The sequence below is a fragment of the Chelativorans salis genome, assembly GCF_025336525.1.
Classification (GTDB): domain Bacteria; phylum Pseudomonadota; class Alphaproteobacteria; order Rhizobiales; family Rhizobiaceae; genus Chelativorans; species Chelativorans salis.
This window is the reverse complement of sequence record NZ_JAOCZP010000016.1, coordinates 1-21,633: the sequence shown is the minus strand read 5'-3', so window position 1 is coordinate 21,633 and position 21,633 is coordinate 1. Positions and strand designations below refer to the sequence as shown.

Below are 21,633 nucleotides of genomic sequence, written 5' to 3'. Positions count from 1 at the left end.
AGCGTCTGTATTGCTGAAATCATGTCCGGCCAAGATCGACCCTAGCAATCTCGCAAGCGCTCATACCGCGGGCGTACGCGGAAATGATCTTTTGGTCGAAGCCGGGGAACCGCCCTGATATTTGGTGACCTGCTATGCTGCTTCCACTTTAAGCGGTGCTGCGCCGCACCAGCGAGACCGGCGTCAATTCGACCCGTTCCGCCATCTCCAGGTCATTCATGCGGCTCAAAAGCAGGTCGATCGCCTGCTCGGCCTGCAAGTCGAAGTGCCGTTTCAGGGTTGTCAGGTCATAGCTCGCCCAAGAGGCCTGCGGTACGTCGTCGTGGCCGATGACGCGAATATCAAAGGGGACGACGAGCCCACGCTGGCGCAACCCGTCGATCAGCCCGCAGGCCATATAGTCGTTCACGCAGAACGCGCCGTCCACGCCATTGAGCGTGGCGGCGGCGGCGAAGCCGTTGGCGTAGTCGTTGAACTTCACGGGGAAGGTCCTTACTTCCGTCTCCAGCGCATGGCAGCAGGCGATAAAAGACTGCTGCAGGCGCCGAGCGGTAAAGGAAATCGCCGCTGCGCCGATAACCACCAACTGTCGTGCGCCTCCCTCGATCAGGGTGACGGCGGCCAGACGGCCAGCCGCGTCAGTGTTGGAAACCACGCGGTCGACGGTGGGAATCGAGTCGGCCTTGTTGATGAGCACGATGGGAACGCCGGCGGCGGCGAATTCGGCGCAAAGCGCGGTCGGGGGTGCATAGGAGATGACCAGCACGCCCGATACATTGTAATGCAGAAGCTGCTCAATAGCGTGGTCGGCGTTCTCGCCTTGGCTGTCGGGTAAGAGGATGGGCCGAAAGTTGTGCCGCACCAGACTCTTGGCGATCTGCTCAATCTGCATGGCGCGGTAGGGGTCGTTGATGCTGGCAGCGACGACGCCGACGAAATCGGAGCGCTGGTTGATCAGACCTCGAGCGAGGAAGTTGACTCGGTAGCCGAGCTCCTTGGCGGCTTTCACCACCTTCTCGCGGGTTTCCGGCGACACGCTTGCATTAGGTGTGAACGTGCGCGAGACGGTGCCCCGTGATACGCCGGCGCGACGGGCTACGTCGAAGGACGTTATCTTGCGTAAGGGCTTTTCTGGTGCGCTCATGCAGCGGAAGCCTTGTCGATCACCGCCATCAAGTCCGCGACGGCAGAAAAATCTTCTTCTTCGGCCCGCGTTTCGCCGAAGCCTCGGCGATCGTACGCGATTGCCATGTAAGTGGCCCCGATGCCATCGAGCTGTGCGCGCCACATGCGGCTGTCACAGACGTCAGCGTGCAAAAAGATGGCCGGATCACCAGTGCCGACAACTTCCGTAACCAGAAAGGTGCGGCCCGACACAAGTCGACGATGGGGGCGCATGTTTCATCCTCACGGAGATTGGACGATAGCCAGTGTCATCTGGAAGAGAGCCCAGAGCAAGAGGTGCTGATCGACCGTTTTCCATCTGTGGGCCTATATGAACCCCGCCCGATTGCAACAGGTTGGCTGGATCAGGATCGCTGGTCACAACTGCTGACGCATATCCGGCTTCGTAATGCGGCTGAACCGCGTCTTCTCCGCGAGCCTCGTTGGGTTTTCGCCCGCTTCCACCTCAAAGCCCCCGTGACATTGGCTCACGCCGTGCCGGTCCACAGATCAGGTTTGGGGAGCGACGGGGTGACCGTTTCGCCATCTCCTGCCATTTGCCGCAATTGCCGAGGTCCATATACGTCCACAGACGTGCCATGCGGGTGCGGCGACAGACGGTCGAACATGTCTTCGGGACCATCAAGGACTGGATGGGTCGAGGGCACTTCCTCACCCGGCGGCTCGCCAACGTCGAAAACCGAGATGAGCCTTCATGTCCTCGCCTATAATCTCAAACGGACGATCGCCATCCTCGGAGGGCCGATGTTGATCAAGGCGATGAGGGCCTGAACCCTCAGGCCATCTGCGCGCCACCAGACCACACTGCAATAGGAGTTTCCACACGGCCTCCACCCGTTGCGGACTGTCACGGAGGCCCTAGAATGACTACGCAATGTTTCGGAACTGTGCTCCGATGTCGCTAAAAATTCGCAGCATGCGCCCGGATGATGCGCGGGCTTTCTTAGAGGTCCATCACGCGGCCGTTCGGGCAACAGCCGCGCGTGACTATCCCTCCGATGTGATTGAAGCCTGGGCTCCACTTCCGGTGACGGAGGTGGCAATCGAGCGCGTGCAGACGAATAGGGGCCATGAGTACAGACTGATAGCGGAAATCGATGACCGGATCGTCGGTATCGGTTCGCTCGTGGTGGAGAACGCAGAGCTGCGAGCCTGCTATGTTTCGCCGGAGGCGGGCCGCAAGGGCGTGGGATCAGCTTTGGTGCGAGAGATGGAGCGGGTTGCAAAGGAACGCGGGTTATCTTTTCTGGAACTGGATTCTTCGATTACGGCAGAACCCTTTTATGCAAAGCTCGGCTATGAAGTCCGTGAACGTGGCCAGCATATTCTCGGCTCAGGACAGCCAATGGCTTGCGTAAAGATGCGCAAGGAACTCGGCTCTCGGCAGTCGTGAGAGTTCGCATCAGCATTTGCAGGCCCTATGAGTGCAAAAGATAAGTGCAGCGCGCCGGAGAAATGTGCAGCGGCGCGGCAGCCCTCGGCCATGGTAGCAGCGGAAGACCCGGATCTCAGAGCGGTTGTGCTCGTTGCCGGCATATATGATCTCGCTGCCACCTATCAGGCAACCCTGCCAGGAATACGTCGGAGCATTGAAAGGGAAGCCGGGATCAGTGTGAGTGCCTTGGCAGAACGGTCAGCGATGTATCATGCGGAGAACATCCGGGCGGAGACCCTGATCCTGCATGGCAGGCTTGATGATCGCGTGCCTGTGCGCCAGGCGGAGATGTTCGCGGACGCAGTACGGCGTGGTGGGGCGGTCACATTGCTCAAGCTATTCGACTGCGGGCACAACATACCTTTGCCCCAGCGACGAGAGACGCTTCGACCACTCTACGATCGGGTTTTCTCCTGAGCGAATCCTACCTGGCATAATTGGGCGGACGACTGACGAGAAAACGGTTAGGAGGTGACGGCAGCTATGTCCGCAAAACGGCGCTGAAAGGAGGGAGTGTTGGCAATGCTCGGTTTGAAAGTGTCAACATGCCGGTGGACTACGATCCGTCGTGGGTGGCCGCGTTTGCCGACGAGCGGGCACGCACAGCGGCAGCCTTGGGATGAACCGCGAGAGGCATAGAGCATTTTGGATCGACAGCCGTCGCCGGCATGAGGGCAAAGCCTATTATTGACATTCTAATAGGCGTCTACCCGTTGTCGAACCGGAGCTTGTGCCACGATCCGTTGATTGCGCTTGGTTACGACTATGCTGAGGATGCGGGTGTGCCGGGGCATTATATCTTCGGGCGAGGACGCGACGAAACCGAGCGCACGCACCTTGTCCATGTTGTCGAATTCGAGGGTGAGTCTTGGCGTTCAGATCTGGCGTTCCGTAATGCCCTGCGCCGTGATGCGAGCCTTCGCCAGGCATACGTAGCCGTGAAAGACGCCGCGGTGGCAGAAGCGCCAGTCGGACGTGCATTCTACAATGAAATCAAGATGGATTTCATCGAAGTCGCGAAAAGGCGGCTCCGTCGGCAAGGCGATCAAAACACTGGGCACCGCCAAACTCCGTGATTGATGAAGGGTTTTCGATTTCAACGCATTGCGAAGGTGATGATCTCGGGAGATTCGGGGCCTAAAGGCCTCGCGTCGAAATCACCGAATTGCTGTTGGACCTGCAGGCCTGACTGTTCCAGCAGGTTCCGCAAGACATTGTTGTCGAGAAACCGCAACGTGCTCTGACTGACTTGCGGGAGGCTTGGGTGCTCCCCCATGAAGGAATGCGTGAAGGTCACCACCCGGCCGTCGTAGGGCGCGATCACCCCCGTTGTGATCCGCACCGGCGACCCGTCTGGCCCCTTCACCGTGACCGGGTCCCCCTGTGCCCATTGTTCCCAGGCCCGCGCCGCGGGGTTCCGCGTTTCGAATGCGAAGCAGCCGCCGGGTACAAGGGCGCTTCGGACAGCCGCGAGGAAGTCCAGCAGGTCTTCATCGTCAATAATGGCTTGGAACGCATGGCCGGTCATCACGATCAAATCAAACTCGGCTGTGAAGCCGGGCGCCTGGAAGTATCCGAGAAACCATTCAATATCCGAGCGCCTTCGCGCACGGTCCAGCATGCCGGAACCAGGATCGATGCCACAGAGCCGCCCTGTATGCCCAGCTTGGCGGGCCTCGTGAAGGAGTGTGCCCGTGCCGCATCCGACGTCGAGCACGGCGTCTGCCGCTAAGATATGAGGTAGATAGAAATCATAATCATCGCGCACGTTTCTTGGGTGCCAGGCGTCGTAAACGCCTGCGAGATAGGCGTCGGCAAAGAATCGATCGACCATTCGAGCACCTTTCCATCAGAGACCACCCAAGAGAATATTCGGCTATCCCCTCCACACCAATGCCACACGACGTACGCTTCGAGAGGTCGAACGTGTCCGTACCAATCGCCAACCCGAACGTCGGAAAGTCCGCAACCAAGTAGTTCCGGGAGCTACTCTTTAAGGGCGGCCCTCCACCCGAGTGCGACCTCTGCGAAGCGTACAATCGACCCAAAGCAGCCGTCCCCCGTGGAGGAAGCCCCCTTTGCCTGCTAGGCGTCGGACGGAGGCGAAAACCAACCGACACTCGCAGCCCACCTGTCTGCACGCCGAATGACGGTCCACAGGTAATCTGTTTTCCCCTCGGTATAGCCTGCTCTCCGATCACCCAGGGCGCGGCGGATTTCCGCGGCCTTGAGCCGGAATTTCTCGGGCCACAGCGGAGACCAGTCGCAGATTTCAATCTGCCGGATGGATGGCATCAACACCTCCTCGGGCAATGTCGCTCAGATCGCCACCCATGCTATGCGCAGGAAAGGCGGCTTTCGACCCCTGATCGGAAGTTCGTTCGGCGAGCTCGAATTCACACTTCGAGCCCGATCCGGTCATTCCCGCCACGCCTCACGAACGACCGCTGTGCGCCCCCATATCCGTCATTCCGCTCGTACAGAATGCGGCCTGAAAGCAGCCATCCACAGGCGTTGTTCGAACGTCCCCACGAAAAGTCGGTCTTAGAAGCTACGCAAACACCTAGTTCGAAATTCGCCACCTTTCTGCGGATAGCCCTTCATGCAACCTGCATCTGTACTACAACACCTTGCACTTTCAGCCTAAGTTGGCCGTGAAGCCCATTCCAGACTGCAACCCGGGGACGAGGGCTTAGTCGAGCTTACGTGTAGGGGAGTGATGATGGATAGAGGCGCGCACTTCTTTCAATGTGACTTTCAGGTCCACACGCCGCGCGATCGGCGGTGGAGCGGGCCTGATGCCGTCACCGATGATGAACGGCGTGCCTATGCGGCGGAACTCGTCGTGGCTTGCCGTGAGCGTGGTGTTCAGGCGATTGCCATCACCGACCACCACTGCACGGCGTTCATTCCGTTCGTCCGTCAGGCCGCCGCCGAGGAAACGGCTCAAGACGGCAATGAGCTGTATGCGCGGCAAAGACTTGTTATCTTTCCCGGAATGGAGCTGACCCTTGGCGTTCCCTGCCAGGCGCTCATCATCTTCGATGCTGATTTTCCCAACGAATTTCTTCCGCAGGCGCAAACTGCCCTCAAGATCACACAGAATGGTGCGGATCAGGCCAAGGTTTGCGATGTGCAGCGTCTTGAGCACATCCAGAGCCTGCGCGCGCTCAAGGAAGAGCTGGACGGGCACTCATTCTTGAAAGGCAGATACATGGTTCTGCCCAATGTCAGCGGCGAGGGGCAGTTTTCGCTACTGCGCACCGGCTTGGCCGGAAAATACTCGGAAATGCCTTGGGTCGGCGGCTACACCGACAAGGAATTTTCCAAACTCAAAGACGGCCCGAAGAACATTCTCGCCGGTAAGGAGAAGGCCTGGGGGCACAAACGCATCGCCTGCTTCCAGACATCCGACACGCGTTCGGCGGATCATGTGGAGCTTGGCAAGCCTTCGACTTGGGTGAAGTGGGCGACACCTACGGCGGAAGCCCTCCGTCAGGCCTGTCTTGCTCAAGAATCGCGCATTTCTCTTGATCCCCCGCACGTTCCAGAAACCTACATTGCCTCGATCACCATCGGCAATTCCAAATTTCTCGGCCCGCTCGATGCTGAATTGAACCCCCAATACAGTGCGCTGATAGGCGGTCGTGGCACGGGAAAATCCACTGTCCTTGAATATTTACGGTGGGCGCTCTGCGATCAGCCCCCGTCCAACATCGATGATGATACCCCGAACTATCAGTCTCGCCGCGCCAGACTGATCGAGCAGACTTTGAAGCCCTTGGGGGAGGGCGTGACCGTCACCTATATGCTTAACGGCGTGCCGCATGTGGTGCGCCGTTCAAGCGTTGACGGCGCCGTGCAAATGAAGATTGGCCGCGAGGAATTTCGGCCATGCTCGGAAGAGGAGGTCCGCACGCTTCTGCCGATTCAGGCTTACAGCCAGAAGCAGTTGAGTGATGTGAGTGTCCGCATCGACGAACTGACCCGTTTCATCACCGCGCCGATCAAAGGTGATCTTGACCGCCTCGACCGCAAGGCGGTCGACCGTGCCAACAATATGCGCGAGACGTTTGCTACCCGGCAGCGATATAACGAACTCAACCGCACACTTGCGAACCGTGTCCTCGAACACCAGTCGATTACCGGGCAGGCTGAAAGCCTAAAGCAGTCGCTGACCGGCCTTTCCGATGCCGATCGTCAAACGCTCGATCAAGCAAATGACTATTCCAACGCCAACACAGAGGTTGAGCGTTGGCAAGCATCAGCCACGACCATCCGACACAAGGTCGATGAACTGGGGCAGATCGTGACTGACCAGCTCGGCGCTTTGTCACCCGTTGCGCCAGGTAAGCCGGAAGCCGAAGCGGCGATATTGCAAGCTGCACGTCAGGCCTATGCGAATTTCCTCACGGAGACGCAGGCGGCTTTGAACAGCCTGTCACAGTCAGCAGAAGCTATCTCCGAACCCGATCCGGAATCTGATGTTCCCTGGACGCTATGGGACACGAATTTCGGGGCTTTCAGGGCGCGGTATAATGAAGCCGTTGAACGATCTTCGTCGCACCGTGAGCGGCTCGAACAGCTGCGCAACCTTGAAGCTCGCGCGGCCGAACTGGCTGCGGAATCAACCCGCACCCGCGAAACCTTGGCGTCCTTGAAGTCCGCTGGAACGCTATTCGACACTGCGCGCGGTGATTGGCTGGCCGCACAAGAAGAGCGCGATGCCCTTCTTATCCGTGAAGGCGAGGCATTGACCGAGCGCTCCGAGGGCGCAATCCGCGTGACGCTCAAACCCTATGCGGACGCGACCGCATTCGTGGACCTGCTACGGCAGAATCTCACCGGCTCACGTGTGCAATCGGCCAAAATCGAAGAGTTGGGGCAGTATATCGTCACCGCCGACGATCCCAAAATGACTTGGCTGAAAGTGCTCGGCGATCTTGAAAAGCTGGCCGAATTCGAGCCGGCAAGCGCAGTTTCCGAGGAACTCCCTGCTGCGCCGACACTGACTGCGGCAGGCTTCAAACCCGATCAGCGTGAGCGCATGGCGCAGTATCTTAAGCCCGAAACCTGGCTCTCGCTCGCCCTGACGCCCATCAAGTCAGTGCCGATCTATGAATTTCGCGCCAAAGAGGCGGATTATATACCGTTCAGAAACGCCTCCGCCGGTCAACAGGCGACCGCGCTGCTGCGCACCTTGCTCAATCAGCCCGGTCCCCCGCTGATTGTCGATCAGCCGGAAGAAGACCTAGACAATCCCGTGATGTTGCAGATTGTCGAGCAACTATGGCGCGCAAAACAGATGCGACAAATCGTGTTCGCCAGCCACAATGCCAACCTTGTTGTGAATGGCGATGCTGAATTGGTCATCTGGTTTGGCTATCGGAAGAGCGACGATCAATCTCGCGGTACGATCCAAGGCCAGGGGGCGATCGACATTCCCGACGCGCGGGAGGCTATCAAACAGATCATGGAAGGCGGCGAGAATGCTTTCCGGTTGCGGCGCGAGAAATACGGCTTCTAGTCGGAGCGGCCGACCTAGTTACGCCGCGGATTCCGTTTGACCGAATGGAGGTTTCGTAGAACACCGTCTCGCATCCTCGAGCAGGGAGTGGTCCACGCCGCCATTGACCGAATGGCCATATTGCAGGTCCTCCCAATCCCAAGCCTTATATATCGTACCGTGGGCTTCGCAGGTGCGTTCGCCATCGTGTCCAATTCGAATTGACCACCGACGTGCGCGCGAGTCTTCTGGCATGGCTGGAACGGCGTGGAGGCACCGTTGATGACCATGCCTTTCCCAGCCGGGTCAATCATGCGCACCACATGAGCACGAGGCAATATGCTCGATTGGCTCACGAATGGGTCACTGCAATTGGTCTTAGGCTGTCGGACTATTGCACGCACTCGCTGCGAAGAACTAATATAAAGCTGCCATGATCTACAAGGCGTCCGGCAACCTTCGCGCCATTTCAGATTTTGCTTGGGCACACCAAGATTGAGAATACGGTGCGGTATCTCGGGTCGACATCGAGGATGCACTGCTTGTGGCCGAGCGAACCGAGATCTAAACATGTAGCGGTCATCCGCCCACAGCTGATGGCCGCATTGCGCGACGGTTTCTTCGACCACCAAATAGGATTTCGGGGTGGTTTCCTGACTGTCGGCTATGTGGCGTCGCCCGCTCAATAGCCGACAGGTTCTATCGCCTTTAGACCGGCTAGGTCTGTAGGAATGTTCAAGGTGATTTCGCCAAGGTTTTATAGGCGCGGAGAAGAGCCCAAGCCTGGCTCATGAAGCCGAAAATCGACACCATGGCCATCGCTAGGAGCGTGCCGGCCTGAAAACCTACGCCGCCCATGCCGGCCTCGCCTGAGCTGCCTACCAGCGCCATCAGCCCACCGAGACCATTCAATAGACCTAAGAGTATCGTGAAGGCTGCCGCCGGACCAACCATTATCGTCGCGAGAAACGCCAAAACGACAGCCGTTCTGGCACTCAGCCGGCTGTTCGTGCGGAGGGCTAGCAAGACGGCGACCAGGCCACATATCGATCCCGCTATAATGGCATATTCGTCAGGGATGGAGAATGGCATAATCCGTGGCGCAAGCGCAGCGATCACGACAGCAGCAAGACAAAGCAGGAGAGTTGTCGAGAGAAGCGCGGCCCTTTTCACTATCATCTTGGAGCGTTTTCCCGTCTCATTCACTCGGCCCGATACTGATGAGGGCAGAAGATCCTACCTGAACAAAGGAAAATGCGATCTCATCGCGCGTCCACCAAGCCGATGTGCTCTCTATAGCGTCGTTCTTTTCGAGACTGTCCGGCGCGCCGAGCCGCTCCGACAAGGCATCCAGAAACCCGGCAGGTCTAGCCGTCGAATATGCACATGCTTTGTGCCCGTTCGGACCGACAGCAATCCAGAACGACAATGACTCGGCTCCTCCAGCCTGCGTCCGCTGCCAGCCGACAAGTTCCACCGAGCCGCCATTGTAACCGACAAAGCTCGTACGCCACTCCTCTGTTTCGGCACCTGTCAGACGCTGCCAGCCAAGTTCGTCGCCCTTTCCGGCCGCCGCCCGCACAGTAGGTGCTTCACAAATATTGAGAAGGCGGTCGACGGTCATGTCCAATGGCATCGCTGTGGCTGCTCCGACATTTAAGAATGCAGCGCAAATGCTGCTGATCACCGTCACGCGCATGCCGTTACGCCCTTCTTCCCTCGAGTCAGATCCTATCCGTCATGCTAAATCCCCGAAACCCGTGGCAGTGATCTTTGATGGAACCATGACCAAAAGTTGCCGTTTTGGGACAATGCCGGAACGGAGGTCGTTGTGATCCACCATGTCTCGCTAGGGACGAACGACGTCGAACGCTCCAAGCGCTTCTATGATGCCCTCTTGCCCATCCTCGGCATTGTGCCGATGGCCGAGGACGAGGGTGGGCTGGGTTATGGGAGCGGCACGTTTCACTTCAGCGTTCAGGTTCCCATTGATGGAAAACCTGCGACCGTGGGCAACGGCACCCATATCGCCTTTGCCGTCGAGGACCGTTCCATGGTCGATCGGTTCTACGCAGCAGCGTTGAACAATGGTGGCAGTGACGACGGCGCTCCGGGGCTGCGTCCGGACTACGATGCCAACTATTATGGGGCGTTCGTCCGCGATCCGGACGGTCACAAGATCGAGGCAGTGACCTACTCCGCGAAATAACCCGACGGAGGCGCCCATGCCGACCCTTCCCTATGCAATCGTTGAAGTCCCCTCCACGTTGGGCCTGGCGACGGAGGGCGTGGAGCGCTCGCCTGAGCAGCTTCTGGGCTCGGACTTGCCGATCGGATCAACGCGCGCCGCGCCTTGCGGCTGCCTTCGTGGCCGCCGTCCTCTGGTCACTCAGAAAGCATGTTTGGCGCCCATGGACTGTTTCCGGGAGCCGACCTTGCGGAAGCACTGGACGACGCTGGTTTCGCTCGTCCTGTTCGGAGGCGCTCGGCTACGTCAACCGCCGCAGTCATTTTGCAGCGCAAGTGGCTGCAGACGGATTCATGTCCTCGCAACTGTCGGAACGACAGGGCATGCTTCGTCCTTGGAATAGAAGCAAATTCTGTAGGCGGGGACGACAAGCAGAGGAAAACGAGATGCTACCAAAACTATTCAAGCTTCTCCAAATCGCTGCGCTTGGAGCAGCGCTGGCGATGACGAGCGTCTCATTGCCTGCCATGGCCCAGGATCAGCAGGGAGTTCCCACGATGAAACAGCAGGAATTAGCGAGCAGCGGTTACGCCGAAGGAGCCGAGGGCCTGCAAATCTACTATGAGACCTACGGTGAGGGCGAACCCATCGTGGTTCTTGCCGGCGGACTCATGTCGATCAAGACCACGGCCCAAATCACCCGACCTCTGTCGGAGCAACGCCAGGTCATAGCGGTCGATCTAGAAGGCCATGGCCGTACAGGCTTGAGAGATACGCCGATGAGCCACGAAAGAAACGGCGACGATATCGCCTCGGTCCTGCGCCACCTCGGCATTTCCAAGGCCGATGTCGCCGGCTATTCCCATGGCGCTGACGCAGCCATCTGGATGGCAATCCGCCACCCGGAGATGGTGCGCAACCTGATCGTGATCTCCACAGCGTTGTCGCGTGATGGCTGGTATCCAGAGGCGCAGGAAGGCATGAGTGCGGTGGGCGCCTCACTGGCAGAGCAGATGAAGGGCACGCCGATCTTCGAAGATTATGGGCATCCCGACCAGTTTCCGCAGTTCCTGGATCGCATGGGCGAACTGATGAAGAAGGATTGGGATTGGCGCGACGAGGTTCGTGCGCTCCAGATGCCGGTGCTGCTGATCTTCGCCGACCATGATTCCGTGTCCATGGAGCATATCGCCGAATTCTTCGCGCTGTTTGGCGGCGGCATCCGTGAACCGGGCTGGATCGATCCGAAATTCAGCCAGGCGCGGCTTGCGATCATTCCGGGTTATTCGCACTACAATCTCGGGCAGGGGCCGGAGGTGGCGGAGGTCATCGAAAGGTTCCTTACTCGACCCACATCGCCCGCGACGCAGTTTGCTCCGTAACGAAGGGGAAACGGCTGCGAAGATCGAGATGAGGGTGGTAAGCAGACTTTCCGGTCTTGATGCTAAGCAACGCGAAAGCAGCCGCGCTCCTTGCGGTAAAATGCTATAGAATCGCGGTCGAATTTGGGAGAAGGCATATTGCAAATTACTGTACGTCCGTACCACAGCGCCGATGTGCAAGACACGGCCGAGATTTTTCTTGGTGCTATCACCGAAGTGTCATCGCGAGATTACACCCCAAAGCAGATCGCTGCATGGGCCAAAGTTGATGATCAAGGTGCTTGGGGAAGAGCACGGGAGAGTAGACCTACGTGGATAGCAGAGGTAGATGGTCAGGCAGTAGGCTTCGCGGATCTGACCAACGATGGCTTGCTGGACATGATGTTTGTCCATCCCCAGTTTCAGGGCGTTGGGGTCGCATCTTCACTTTTGGACAAGGTGGAGGCGCAAGCGCGTGTTGCGGGCATGTCACGCATATTCACCGAGGCGAGTAAGACCGCCTGGCCCTTTTTCGAAAAACGGGGCTTCCGCGTCGTGCGGGCGCAGCAAGTTGAGAAGCGTGGCGAAACGCTGGAAAACTTTCTAATGGAGAAGAGCCTTACTCGATAACGCTCTCGGTCCCTTAACACCCGTTGCTTTCCAAATGTTGCGACGGCAGTAATGGAGGAGCGGCGTTACATCCGTGGGTGTCAGTTATGGGGTCGTGAACGGAACGGCCGCTTTTCGATAGCATCATCTCGAAAGCCGCCCGTCCGCAGTCGGCCCCGGCTCTGCCCTCCGGGAGAAGCAAACGAATGGCAAGTTTCGAGCGGCGACAGAAGCACCCAGAACGGCCGATCTGGGGTCGTGAACGGAACGGCCGCTTATCGATGGCATCATCCCAAAGCTGACTGACGGCTCTCGGCCCCGAAATTGCCGCTTCTGGCGCGACGCTGTGGTCAGCGGTGACTGGGACGGCATTCTTGGGGGGCGGCTGCGGTCGAACCGCAACCGCCATAGCCGGTGCCTGTCTGGCCGGCTACCGTGGACGCAGGACGAAGAGGCGCCTCAGAGTAAGCAATGTCGTCAGAAGCGTTCCCGCAGAGAGCCCGATCCAGATACCGGCGATTCCAAGATCATGCTGCTCGCAAAGATAGATCCCGAGAGGCGCGCCAACGGCCCAGTGTCCGACCAAGGCATAGATCATCGGAAGGCGGGTATCCTTGCGCCCGCGAAGGAGCCCGGCGGCGGCCGCGCCCGGGACGAAGATCAGCTCCATAATGCCGAGCAGGATAAGAAGCCCCAGCGCCAGGCCCGCCGCGGCCAGACCTGCTGCACTGTCGTCGAAGAAGGCCTCGGCAAGCGGTGCCGCGCCGCCAACGAGCAGCAGGACGATGAGCGCGCCGAATGCGAGCGATAGCACAAGACTGCTCGTGACGACGACGCCGGTCCGGTTGTCGCGCAGGCTGTCGGCTCGCGCCATCCGGACCATTGAGGCCTGGAGAAGTGCTGCCGGTATGGCATAGGCAACGCCCGCCGTACGCAGGGTGAGCGTATGGGCCGCGACATCCGTGGCGCTCAGGGTTGCGGCATAGATCGTCGCGGCGAGGAATACACCGACCTCCGCGACGGTGGCGATCCCGATGGGAAGGCCGACACGTAGTACGGTGACGAAGCCGCGCCAATCTACGGAAGCGCCGTCCGGTGCGGCGATTGCTCTCCCGGAGGCGCGGCGGGCGATGAGAATGAGGATCGTAAGGCTCGCAGAGGCGACAAGCAGTGTGGAGATGCCGGTGCCGGTGGGGCCGAATGCCGGAACGGGACCGACGCCGGTCATGAAAACGTAGTTGCCGAGCGCGTTCAGCGGCAGCATCGCCACGGTAACCTTCAGGAACACCTTGGGTTTCTCGGCTGCTGTAAGAATGGTGCGGTAAAGCATCACGCCGAGCATCGGAACAAGCGTGAGCGCCATCGCGCTTGTGTATCCCCGACCCTGTTCCAGCAGCCTCGTATCGAGACCAAGCACCGCCAGCCAGTCGGGAGAGAACCAGACGAGCGGAACGAACAGCGCCGCGATCAGTCCCACCATCATCCAGCCGATTCGCAGGAGCCGGCCTCGCTCGGCGGAGTCTGCGCGCATGGTCGCCGCGGTGTAGAAGGGGGCGAGCCCGCCGAGTATTCCCGCACCGAGATAGAACACGATGGAGTAGAAGTCGCTGCCTACCGCGACGGCCGCCAAAGCGTCCGCACCGAAGATGTCCGAGACCATGGCGGCATCGGTGACGCTCATCCCCATATTGACGAGCGCGATGAGCATGACGGGTACGGCAAGACGAAGGAGGGATCGCCCTTCCTGAATGCACGGGCCCAGCCCGACATCTGCCGCAGGCCCGGACGGGCGGGCGGAGTCCAAATGCGCGAGGGACATTTTCTGGTTCTCCAGGATGGAAATTTCGGAGTGGCAGCGCCCGGCAGTAGAAGCCGGGCGCCATCGAACGTCACTCGCCGCCGAACTCGGTCTTGAAGGTCTCGAGATCGATCTGCATGCCGTGGATCACCGTGCTCCAGTGGCGAACATAGGCAGCCTGGGCGACAGCCTCGGCGACCTCCTCGTCCGTCGCGCCCTGGGCCTTCGCCATCTTGGTCTCAAGCCAGGTGCAGTATTGGCACGGGATCTGCGCCGCCACGGCGAGGTTGATGAGCGACTTCACCTTCGGTTCCAGCGCGTTGCTCTCATCCATCAGAAGGCCTTTCGTCATGGCCCAGGCACCGGGGACCGCCGATTTGGGATACGACTTGACGTGGCTCGGTACGACGCCGAACGTCGCCTCGATCTCCGCGTACGTGTCCTCGACGGAGGGCAGTTCCTGCGCCGCGGCGAAGGAAACCGCACCCATGAGAGTCGCAGCGGTGATCGCCGCGATCGCAAATGTCTTTCTCATTGTCGTTCTTCCTTTGTGTTTCTCACTTGATCGAAGGGAAGGGTTGACCGTCTCCGCGCGCCCTTCACGCTGCGAAGCGGGAACCGCCCGGAACTTGGGAACGGGCGGTGTCTGGATGGATGTGCTGGATTTCCGGGCGGTTCAGCCGGCCAGATATTCGTTCGCACTATGAATGACGCGTGGGATGTCGGATCGCGTCAGGCCGATGTCCTTGAGCTGGGCATCGGAGAGTTCGTGCAGCATCCAGGCGTTGCAGCGCGCGCGACGCGCCCGAAGCATGGTTGTTGCGGCGGCGATCGCCGCGCGTGCAATGGTCGCTCTCATTGGTCTGTTCCTTGTCTTTCACTCGCTGATCGAAGGGAAGGATCATCCGCCTCCGCGCGCCCTTCACGCAGCGAAGCCGGAACCGTTCGGGTCGAGCCCGCTCGGCAGTTATGTGTTTCGGTGCCTGGTTGGTGCTGTCCTGGGCGCGGGTCGTCCGGCCCTTCTGGGCCGAGCGGAAGCTTCAGTTCATGCAGCCAGTCGGCCGGCCACCTCAAGACGCTTCATCATCCTGACGCAGGCGAAGCTACTGCCATTGCTCAACGCCAGTCGCTCGCTTGCCAGCGCGAGATAGCCGCGCCGCTCATAGAGCGCGACGCCGGACAGCGTTGCCATCAGCGAGAGTTCAGGGACATCGTGCTCGACGGCATCCCGCTCGACTTGCACCATGATCGACGACGCGATGCCACGCCGCTCCGCGGCAGGATCGACGAACACGCTGCGAACGGTCGGTACGGCTTCCGTTTCATGACTTTCGCCGAGCTCTCCGACGTAACTCGGCCTTCTGCGCGTCCATCCTCCGCTGCCGAGGATCCTTCCGGCCTGGTTCTCGGCAAGGAAGAAGTGGCCTTCAGCGACGATCGCGTCGTCCATCGTCCCGTACTGGGTGAGGAATCCGGCAATCTCGTCGTCCGAGTAGAAGGCACCGCCCAGGACCCACATCGAGCGCTCCTGCATGGCCCGGATCGCCGGAATGTCGGCGGGACGTACATGGCGAATGGTAGAGCGAGGCGTGTCAGCGGTTGGTGTCATCGGATGCATCTTCTTCAGTTGGGTCGACGGTGCGGCGCCTCAGCGCCGCACCTCAAATATGAAGTTGAAGGGCGTTTCCGCGGCGCGGCGGAAATGCGTGAAGCCCGCCTTGCGAAACACGTCGGCCAACCGTGCCTGGCCAGCCTGCGCTCCCAGCACCATGTTGCCGCCCTCGGATATCGCGTGAGCGCAACAAATCATGGTTGATGCCGAGTAATAGAGCTGCGCCACCGGCGAGAGGTTGTCCTTGATGTGGTCGTGTGCGAACGGCTCGACGAGCAAGACGGTGCCGCCAGGGGCGAGTGTCTTGGCAGCCTGGAGAGCGGCAGCGACCGGATCGCCCAGGTCATGGAGAATGTCGAAGAAGCAGATCAGACCATAGCCACCATCCGGATAGTCGTCGGCTCGGGTCATTGCGTAGTCGACACGGTCCGATACGCCCGCGGCCGCGGCGTTCCGCCGGGCCTCATCCAGGGAGGCGGCATGCGTGTCGAAGCCGTGGAAGCGTGAGTTGGGGAACGCTTCGGCCATCAACAACGTCGAGTGGCCATACCCGCAGCCGACATCGGCAACCGAGATGCCTGCCTCCAACTGCTCCACTACGCCGTCCAGCGCCGGCAACCATTGCGGCACCAAGGCGGCGCGATAGCCGTTGCGAAAGAACGCCGCCGAGCCGCAGGACAGCCGGTGGTCATGTTCGCCCCAGGCGATGCCGTTGCCGGTTCGGAAGGCGTCGAGCGTCTTCGGCTCATCGAACCACATCGATGCCGGCACATTCCAGGCGTGCGGCACGTAGACGGGGCTATCCTCGTCGGCCAGCACCATCGCCTGCTCGGGCAGCAGTTCATAGGTGTCGCTCAAGCCGTGATAGGCGATGTATCCGCCGGCCGCCTGAGCATTGAGCCATTCGGCAACATAGCGTTCCGCACAGTCGGCTCGCGTGGCGATTTCCTTGGCGCTCAGCGGGCCCGCGCCGGCCATAGCTTGGTAAAGGCCGAGCTTGCTGCCGAGGCTCACCATAACGCCGGTGTACCCCGCCGTCAGATCACCGATGGCGCGTGTGGCAAAGGCTTCGAGCCTTGCCTGATCGATCTTTGGTGTATCGAGCATCGCACTGTTCCTTCGTGGCTTTGAGTTGCGTTCAGATGCGGCTGTGGTGTAAGCCTTCAGACAGCCTGCGCGACAGAGCCGCTCTCGCCCGCAATCGGTCCATTCGTGCCATTTCGGGTGTTTTCTTGTGGCGCGGCGCGAAAGGCCACGATGTCCAGACAGGCGAGCCAGAATGGATCGGCCCCACTTCGGGTCTGCCTCGTCGCGCTGCCGGATGCGGTCATCTCGACACTGGCCGGAATCTACGACGTCCTGAACGGGGTCTCCATGATGGGGATCGCCAGCCCCGGCGCCGAGCATCCCTTCAGGGTGGAGATCGTCGGCGAGCGGGCAGGCCCGCTGCGGCTCGCCAGCGGCGTGCCCATCGACGTGCAGCGAACGATCGACGACATCACGACGTGTGACATCCTCATCGTTCCGTCGGTCCTGCTCAAGCCGGGCGGTTGGCAGAGGGGACGCTACCCGCTTCTGGTCGACTGGATCAAACGCATGCACGACGGAGGCGCCAGGCTGTGCTCGGCCTGCTCGGGAGTCTTTCTCCTTGCCGAAACGGGGCTATTCGACGGCAGGGATGCTACAGTCCATTTCGGCTACGCGAGCCATTTCGCTGCATGTTATCCCGCGATATCGATCCATCCCGAACGCGTGCTGGTGATATCAGGCATGCGCGAGGAACTCGTCAGTTCGGGCGCGTCGAACACCTGGCATGACATGGTGCTCTACCTGATCGCCCATCATGTCGGAGCGACCGTCGCGCAGGAAGTGGCGCGCATGTTCGCGCTACAATGGCACCAGGATGGGTTGGCGCCATACATGATCTTCGAGGGCAGGAACGACCATGGCGATGCCGAGATCCAGAACGCGCAGGCGTGGTTGGCGACCAATTTCTCGATCGCTAATCCTGTCGACGAAATGATCAAGCGTTCCAAGTTCGCCGAACGCACGTTCAAGCGGCGTTTTGCCGACGCGACGGGACTTGCGCCGCTCGCCTACGTGCAGCGCCTGCGGATCGAGGATGCCAAGCGGCGGCTGGAGCGCACCGGATCGCCCGTGGACGAGATCAGCTGGCGCGTCGGCTACGAAGATGCCGCATTCTTCCGCCGGCTGTTCAAGCGCACGACCGGAATGACCCCGGGTGCCTACCGGCGGCGATTCCAGATACCGGAGTTCGCTCGAGCGTAGACCAGGTTCGAGCAGTGCGCCGGCCTCCCTGGTTCGACAGGCATTGTGACGGTCCCGATCGCTCCTCGGGGATAGATCAAAGGGACAAGACAATCCCTAGGGAAATTCGGTTATGGACCCGCAAGTGACCGCTATCGGGACATAAGCGGAATGGCCGCCTCTTGATAGTTTCGCCTAGCTGCGGACCGTCAACTTCCGGCCCCGACTCTGCCATCCGCGGGGAGTCGAGCGAATGACAAGTTTCGGGCGGCGACGGAAGCGCCCTTAACGGCGACAATGGGGTCGTCAGCCGAACGGCGGCTTACTCAGATTTTCGGCCAGAACCGGACAGGCAGCAAACGGCCCCAAACTGGAACAGCCACGACGGCTCTCTCGGGGTGGACAGCGGACATTCCTCGAATCGCCGTAGAATGTCGGCTATGCGGACATCTGAGACATTGAAAGCGCTCGTACTATCATCCAAGAGCTGCCATGCACAGCAGTCCGGATCCAATCGCGAGAACTAGTAGTGATAGTTGACCACAGAGGTGAAATCCTGATCCTGACAGGAACGCCAGGGGCAGGCAAAACGACGACAGCCTCCGCTTTGGCAGCATTAGGCGGATCGCCCAAGGTGCATCTGCATTCAGATGATTTCTGGCATTTCATAAAGCACGGAGCAGTCCAACCCCATCTTCCGGAAACGCATCGCCAGAACGAGGTGGTGCTTGATGTTTTGGCAGATGTTGCAGCCGGCTACGCCAAAAGGCGGTTACTTCGTCATCGTTGACGGCATCGTAGGGCCATGGTTCCTCGAAGCGTTTAGCACGATCAGCCTTCCGACTCACTACATCGTGCTTCGACTATCCCTGGAGACTGCAATCGAGCGCTGTCGCCTCAGAGGCGGCGATACGCTATCAGATCCCGCTCCAGCTTTTCCCACCCTCCTGGTTAGGTTCCACCTTGACGTGCGGACCCCGCTACCGCGAAATAGCGACGGCGCCATTGCGCGGGCGTAATGCCTGCCAACCTACGGAAAAGTCTGCTGAAGTGAGCCGGATCGGCATAACCGATCTCGGCGGCAACCGCTTCGACCGAAATGCTCGAAGTCTCGAGCATGTGCTTCGCCTCCTCCACGCGCAGGGCGTGGACATAGTCGATGGGCGTGTAGCCGGTCGCCTGTCGGAAACGGCGTTTGAATGTGCGGTCATGTAGCCCGGAACGCTTGACCATTTGCGCCACAGGGTTTGGCTTAGCCAAGTTCTCGGCTATCCAGCCTTGGACTTCGGCTATGACCGAATCCTCGTGACGGCGTGGCGTAGCCATCGTCGAGAAGGGCAACTGGCCGTTCCCTCGATCTCCAATGACGAACAGCCGTGCTATGCGTGCAGCCTCGACCGCGCCGCAGAACCGGCCGATGAGATAAAGCGCCAGATCCTGCCAGGAGGATGCTCCTCCGGTGGTGACAATTCTGCCGTGATGTCCGCTGTCACACAAAATCCGCTCGGGACGAAACCGTACGGCCGGATAATAGTCGCGGAACAATGCTGCCGTCGCCCAATGGGATGTCGCTTCATGGCCGTCAAGTAGACCTGCCTCGGCCAGAACGACGGCACCGCTGCAGGTCGAGCAGATCGTGGCGCCGCCTTCAAGCCGCTGGCGCAACCACATGCTCTCATGGTGCCACCGCCCTTCCGGAGTTTCGCCCGGCTGCAACTCTGCATCGCACACGATAATCAGTCCGGCGTCCTCACTCTCCAAAATCGAGAACTGCGGTGTTAGTGGAATTCCTATCGAGGAGATGAACGGCTCTTTCCGGAGTGCGACGAGTCGCGGCTTGAAACGCGCGGGAATACCCGGTTCCGCCCCAGGTTCACCAGTTGCCTGCAGGACCTCGTAAAGACCGTAGGGTGCCATTGGCCCCGTCTCGGGCAGGATGAGAATGCTGACGTCAACGATCGGAGGAGTGCTTCGAATAAATGGCCGCATGGCTCAAGCCTGTCACAAATGGACATTTCTTGTCCATTCTCAATCTGGAATTGATGGCGGGGGCGTGTGATCTGAAGGCAGCCAACGCAGGTCAAAGAAAGTACAGCCATGACAGACCTCAGTATCTTACCTGGAACCGTGCGCCTGACCCGCCGCGCTCTGCTGCACTCGGCGGCGGTGTTTAGCGCTGGAACAATCACATCTCAGTTTTTTGCTGCTTCATCCTATGCAAAGGGAGAACCCGTTCAGATGAGTAAACGCATCATCAACACCGAGGGCGTGGAAATCGCCACAGAGGCTTTTGGCGACCCGTCTCACGAGCCTATTCTGCTTATCATGGGTGCCATGGCCTCGATGCTGTGGTGGCCGGAAGAATTTTGCCAAAAGCTTGCCGCCCAAGGCCGCTATGTCATCCGCTATGACAATCGTGACACAGGCCTATCAACCTTCTACGAGCCGGGCAGCCCGCCTTATACGAAGGACGACATGGCCGAGGACGCAATGCGCGTTCTCGACGCCTACGGTATCGAAAGAGCCCACCTGGTCGGTATGTCGCTGGGCGGGGAGATCGCACAGATCGCTGCCCTCGCCCATCCGGCGCGGGTGAGAACGCTGACGCTCATTTCCTCCACGCCGGTGGGTGTCGACACCTCCACCCTGCCGCAGACCAGCGACACCTATATGGAGCACGCGGCTGCTGGCGAGAGCATCGACTGGGCCGACAACGCCCAGGTGATCGACTTCATCGTCAAGGATACCCGGATGATTGCTGGTACAGCGCATCCCTATGACAAGGTGCGTGCCCGTAAACTTGTGGAGCATGACGTCAAGCGAGCCAGCAATTTTGTCAGCGCCACCAACCATTTCATGCTGAAGAGCGGCCAGGCATGGGAGGGAAAACTGGGCCAATTGGCTGCGCCCCTCCTCGTCATTCACGGAACCGTCGATCCGATCTTTCCCATTGAGCACGGCGAATTGCTGGCACAAACTGTCGATGGAGCAGAGCTCGTTCGGCTGGAAGGGGGTGGCCACGAAATTCACCCGGAGGATTGGGATGTGATCATCTCTGCCATCGAAGTTCGAACTAGTGAATAGCTTCGAACGTCACCGCCATGTCGCAGCGTGAAGATCGCTACAACGAGAGTCAGGAGCAGCGCCTCCCCAACCATTTTTTCACCGGCCAACCAACGTCTGCTTACCGATGTGTACGCCCAATATCGGACCGTCAGCTTCCCACCCCGGAAAGGTCGTTCGTGGCAGCGGTCGATCGCGCGGCAGCAGTCGACCCCAGATCGGCCGTTCTGGGTGCTTCTGTCGCCGCTCGAAACTTGCCATTCGTTTGCTTCTCCCGGACGGCAGAGCCGGGGCCGTTTGCTGCCTGTCCGGTTCTAGCCGAAAAACTGAGTAAGCCGCCGTTCGGCTCAGCCCCATTGCGACCGTAGTCAACGGACAGATCGGAGGGCTCGATTGAGCCTATTCCGTTGAAAAACTCGACGTTTCCTCTGCTCTGAAGATGTGTCGGAGATCGGATGCCCGAACTCCTTTTCATGCTGCCCGGATGATCTGTGGGGCCGGGATGAGCTTTGCGAGTTTCCGCAGGTTCTGAGCGGTTGCGGCGAGGTGGAATTCATCGCGGGCACCGGTTGGTCCGCGCAGTCGGAGCCGGTCGAGTTTCAGAATTC

General features: G+C 59.8%; 20 protein-coding genes and 3 pseudogenes. 12 read left to right on the top strand and 11 right to left on the bottom strand.

Annotated elements, in window-relative coordinates:
- Window positions 1–148: 148 nt before the first annotated feature.
- The gene (locus N5A92_RS26860; protein WP_260907668.1) at window positions 149–1,144 is read right to left on the bottom strand and encodes a LacI family DNA-binding transcriptional regulator; all 996 of its coding nucleotides are present in this window, start codon (window positions 1,142–1,144) and stop codon (window positions 149–151) included.
- A complete protein-coding gene (locus N5A92_RS26855) occupies window positions 1,141–1,398 on the bottom strand; it encodes an alpha/beta fold hydrolase (protein ID WP_260907667.1) in 258 nt (85 codons plus the stop codon). The genes N5A92_RS26860 and N5A92_RS26855 overlap by 4 nt, the downstream gene beginning before the upstream one ends.
- 362 nt (window positions 1,399–1,760) lie before the next feature.
- On the opposite strand from N5A92_RS26855, the pseudogene N5A92_RS26850 reads away from it, so the two are divergent.
- The 4 genes and pseudogenes from N5A92_RS26850 to N5A92_RS26840 all read left to right on the top strand — a co-directional run.
- A pseudogene (locus tag N5A92_RS26850) lies at window positions 1,761–1,956 on the top strand (transposase); the annotation flags it as partial.
- Window positions 1,957–2,080: 124 nt separating this feature from the next.
- Window positions 2,081–2,578 carry a GNAT family N-acetyltransferase gene (locus N5A92_RS26845; RefSeq protein WP_260907666.1) on the top strand — a complete coding sequence of 166 codons (498 nt, stop codon included), beginning with the start codon at window positions 2,081–2,083 and terminating at the stop codon, window positions 2,576–2,578.
- Window positions 2,579–2,605: 27 nt separating this feature from the next.
- Window positions 2,606–3,037, top strand: coding sequence for an alpha/beta hydrolase family protein (locus N5A92_RS27620; protein ID WP_425248656.1), 432 nt, complete (start codon window positions 2,606–2,608; stop codon window positions 3,035–3,037).
- A gap of 218 nt (window positions 3,038–3,255) precedes the next feature.
- Window positions 3,256–3,696, top strand: a complete 441-nt coding sequence (locus tag N5A92_RS26840) for a GrpB family protein (RefSeq protein ID WP_260907682.1) — start codon at window positions 3,256–3,258, stop codon at window positions 3,694–3,696.
- Window positions 3,697–3,716: 20 nt separating this feature from the next.
- Here N5A92_RS26840 and N5A92_RS26835 read toward each other — a convergent pair whose 3' ends face one another.
- Window positions 3,717–4,454 carry a class I SAM-dependent DNA methyltransferase gene (locus N5A92_RS26835; RefSeq protein ID WP_260907665.1) on the bottom strand — a complete coding sequence of 246 codons (738 nt, stop codon included), beginning with the start codon at window positions 4,452–4,454 and terminating at the stop codon, window positions 3,717–3,719.
- 888 nt (window positions 4,455–5,342) lie between these two features.
- Here N5A92_RS26835 and N5A92_RS26830 point away from each other — a divergent pair.
- A complete protein-coding gene (locus tag N5A92_RS26830) occupies window positions 5,343–8,147 on the top strand; it encodes a TrlF family AAA-like ATPase (protein ID WP_260907664.1) in 2,805 nt (934 codons plus the stop codon).
- A 188-nt stretch (window positions 8,148–8,335) separates the two neighbouring features.
- A pseudogene (locus N5A92_RS26825) lies at window positions 8,336–8,694 on the top strand (tyrosine-type recombinase/integrase); the annotation flags it as partial.
- Window positions 8,695–8,861: 167 nt separating this feature from the next.
- Here N5A92_RS26825 and N5A92_RS26820 read toward each other — a convergent pair.
- On the bottom strand, window positions 8,862–9,305 hold the full coding sequence (locus N5A92_RS26820; protein WP_260907663.1) for a hypothetical protein: 444 nt from the start codon (window positions 9,303–9,305) through the stop codon (window positions 8,862–8,864).
- Between the two features lie 19 nt (window positions 9,306–9,324).
- Window positions 9,325–9,825: a hypothetical protein gene (locus tag N5A92_RS26815; RefSeq protein ID WP_260907662.1), complete on the bottom strand. Its 501-nt coding sequence runs from the start codon at window positions 9,823–9,825 to the stop codon at window positions 9,325–9,327.
- Between the two features lie 132 nt (window positions 9,826–9,957).
- Between N5A92_RS26815 and N5A92_RS26810 the strand changes: the two genes are divergently transcribed.
- The 3 genes from N5A92_RS26810 to N5A92_RS26800 all read left to right on the top strand — a co-directional run bounded on the left by N5A92_RS26810 (window position 9,958) and on the right by N5A92_RS26800 (window position 12,305).
- Window positions 9,958–10,335: a VOC family protein gene (locus N5A92_RS26810; RefSeq protein WP_260907661.1), complete on the top strand. Its 378-nt coding sequence runs from the start codon at window positions 9,958–9,960 to the stop codon at window positions 10,333–10,335.
- 332 nt (window positions 10,336–10,667) lie between these two features.
- Window positions 10,668–11,696 carry an alpha/beta fold hydrolase gene (locus tag N5A92_RS26805; protein ID WP_260907660.1) on the top strand — a complete coding sequence of 343 codons (1,029 nt, stop codon included), beginning with the start codon at window positions 10,668–10,670 and terminating at the stop codon, window positions 11,694–11,696.
- Window positions 11,697–11,834: 138 nt separating this feature from the next.
- Complete coding sequence (locus N5A92_RS26800) at window positions 11,835–12,305, top strand: GNAT family N-acetyltransferase (protein ID WP_260907659.1); 471 nt, start codon at window positions 11,835–11,837, stop codon at window positions 12,303–12,305.
- Between the two features lie 409 nt (window positions 12,306–12,714).
- Here the strand turns inward: N5A92_RS26800 and N5A92_RS26795 are convergent, their stop codons facing one another.
- From N5A92_RS26795 to N5A92_RS26775, 5 genes are all read right to left on the bottom strand, one after another.
- Entirely contained in the window at window positions 12,715–14,103 is a 1,389-nt protein-coding gene (locus N5A92_RS26795; protein WP_260907658.1) for an MATE family efflux transporter, read from the bottom strand.
- A 70-nt stretch (window positions 14,104–14,173) separates the two neighbouring features.
- Window positions 14,174–14,617 (bottom strand): carboxymuconolactone decarboxylase family protein, encoded by a 444-nt coding sequence (locus N5A92_RS26790; RefSeq protein ID WP_260907657.1) that lies wholly within the window; start codon window positions 14,615–14,617, stop codon window positions 14,174–14,176.
- A gap of 141 nt (window positions 14,618–14,758) precedes the next feature.
- Window positions 14,759–14,941, bottom strand: coding sequence for a DUF1127 domain-containing protein (locus N5A92_RS26785; RefSeq protein ID WP_260907656.1), 183 nt, complete (start codon window positions 14,939–14,941; stop codon window positions 14,759–14,761).
- Window positions 14,942–15,127: 186 nt separating this feature from the next.
- A complete protein-coding gene (locus tag N5A92_RS26780; RefSeq protein WP_260907655.1) occupies window positions 15,128–15,691 on the bottom strand; it encodes a GNAT family N-acetyltransferase in 564 nt (187 codons plus the stop codon).
- A gap of 39 nt (window positions 15,692–15,730) precedes the next feature.
- A complete protein-coding gene (locus N5A92_RS26775; protein ID WP_260907653.1) occupies window positions 15,731–16,801 on the bottom strand; it encodes a class I SAM-dependent methyltransferase in 1,071 nt (356 codons plus the stop codon).
- A 150-nt stretch (window positions 16,802–16,951) separates the two neighbouring features.
- On the opposite strand from N5A92_RS26775, the gene N5A92_RS26770 reads away from it, so the two are divergent.
- Together N5A92_RS26770 and N5A92_RS26765 are read left to right on the top strand one after the other, a co-directional pair.
- Window positions 16,952–17,983: a GlxA family transcriptional regulator gene (locus N5A92_RS26770; RefSeq protein WP_260907652.1), complete on the top strand. Its 1,032-nt coding sequence runs from the start codon at window positions 16,952–16,954 to the stop codon at window positions 17,981–17,983.
- Between the two features lie 511 nt (window positions 17,984–18,494).
- Window positions 18,495–18,894 (top strand): annotated as a pseudogene (locus N5A92_RS26765) (AAA family ATPase); the annotation flags it as partial.
- Between the two features lie 19 nt (window positions 18,895–18,913).
- Here N5A92_RS26765 and N5A92_RS26760 read toward each other — a convergent pair.
- A complete protein-coding gene (locus N5A92_RS26760) occupies window positions 18,914–19,879 on the bottom strand; it encodes a GlxA family transcriptional regulator (RefSeq protein ID WP_260907651.1) in 966 nt (321 codons plus the stop codon).
- Between the two features lie 321 nt (window positions 19,880–20,200).
- On the opposite strand from N5A92_RS26760, the gene N5A92_RS26755 reads away from it, so the two are divergent.
- Window positions 20,201–21,046: an alpha/beta fold hydrolase gene (locus tag N5A92_RS26755; protein ID WP_260907680.1), complete on the top strand. Its 846-nt coding sequence runs from the start codon at window positions 20,201–20,203 to the stop codon at window positions 21,044–21,046.
- The last annotated feature ends 587 nt before the right edge of the window (window positions 21,047–21,633 follow it).

What these genes read in the sequence shown, in the direction of transcription:
- N5A92_RS26830 (WP_260907664.1), top strand. Translation starts at nt 5,343, where the DNA reads ATGGATAGAGGCGCGCACTTCTTTCAATGTGACTTTCAGGTCCACACG.
- N5A92_RS26815 (WP_260907662.1), bottom strand. Translation starts at nt 9,825, where the DNA reads ATGCGCGTGACGGTGATCAGCAGCATTTGCGCTGCATTCTTAAATGTC.
- N5A92_RS26770 (WP_260907652.1), top strand. Translation starts at nt 16,952, where the DNA reads ATGTCCAGACAGGCGAGCCAGAATGGATCGGCCCCACTTCGGGTCTGC.
- N5A92_RS26835 (WP_260907665.1), bottom strand. Translation starts at nt 4,454, where the DNA reads ATGGTCGATCGATTCTTTGCCGACGCCTATCTCGCAGGCGTTTACGAC.
- N5A92_RS26755 (WP_260907680.1), top strand. Translation starts at nt 20,201, where the DNA reads ATGAGTAAACGCATCATCAACACCGAGGGCGTGGAAATCGCCACAGAG.
- N5A92_RS26820 (WP_260907663.1), bottom strand. Translation starts at nt 9,305, where the DNA reads ATGATAGTGAAAAGGGCCGCGCTTCTCTCGACAACTCTCCTGCTTTGT.
- N5A92_RS26805 (WP_260907660.1), top strand. Translation starts at nt 10,668, where the DNA reads ATGTCCTCGCAACTGTCGGAACGACAGGGCATGCTTCGTCCTTGGAAT.
- N5A92_RS26855 (WP_260907667.1), bottom strand. Translation starts at nt 1,398, where the DNA reads ATGCGCCCCCATCGTCGACTTGTGTCGGGCCGCACCTTTCTGGTTACG.
- N5A92_RS27620 (WP_425248656.1), top strand. Translation starts at nt 2,606, where the DNA reads ATGAGTGCAAAAGATAAGTGCAGCGCGCCGGAGAAATGTGCAGCGGCG.
- N5A92_RS26860 (WP_260907668.1), bottom strand. Translation starts at nt 1,144, where the DNA reads ATGAGCGCACCAGAAAAGCCCTTACGCAAGATAACGTCCTTCGACGTA.
- N5A92_RS26785 (WP_260907656.1), bottom strand. Translation starts at nt 14,941, where the DNA reads ATGAGAGCGACCATTGCACGCGCGGCGATCGCCGCCGCAACAACCATG.
- N5A92_RS26775 (WP_260907653.1), bottom strand. Translation starts at nt 16,801, where the DNA reads ATGCTCGATACACCAAAGATCGATCAGGCAAGGCTCGAAGCCTTTGCC.
- N5A92_RS26780 (WP_260907655.1), bottom strand. Translation starts at nt 15,691, where the DNA reads ATGACACCAACCGCTGACACGCCTCGCTCTACCATTCGCCATGTACGT.
- N5A92_RS26790 (WP_260907657.1), bottom strand. Translation starts at nt 14,617, where the DNA reads ATGAGAAAGACATTTGCGATCGCGGCGATCACCGCTGCGACTCTCATG.
- N5A92_RS26845 (WP_260907666.1), top strand. Translation starts at nt 2,081, where the DNA reads ATGTCGCTAAAAATTCGCAGCATGCGCCCGGATGATGCGCGGGCTTTC.
- N5A92_RS26795 (WP_260907658.1), bottom strand. Translation starts at nt 14,103, where the DNA reads ATGTCCCTCGCGCATTTGGACTCCGCCCGCCCGTCCGGGCCTGCGGCA.
- N5A92_RS26760 (WP_260907651.1), bottom strand. Translation starts at nt 19,879, where the DNA reads ATGGCACCCTACGGTCTTTACGAGGTCCTGCAGGCAACTGGTGAACCT.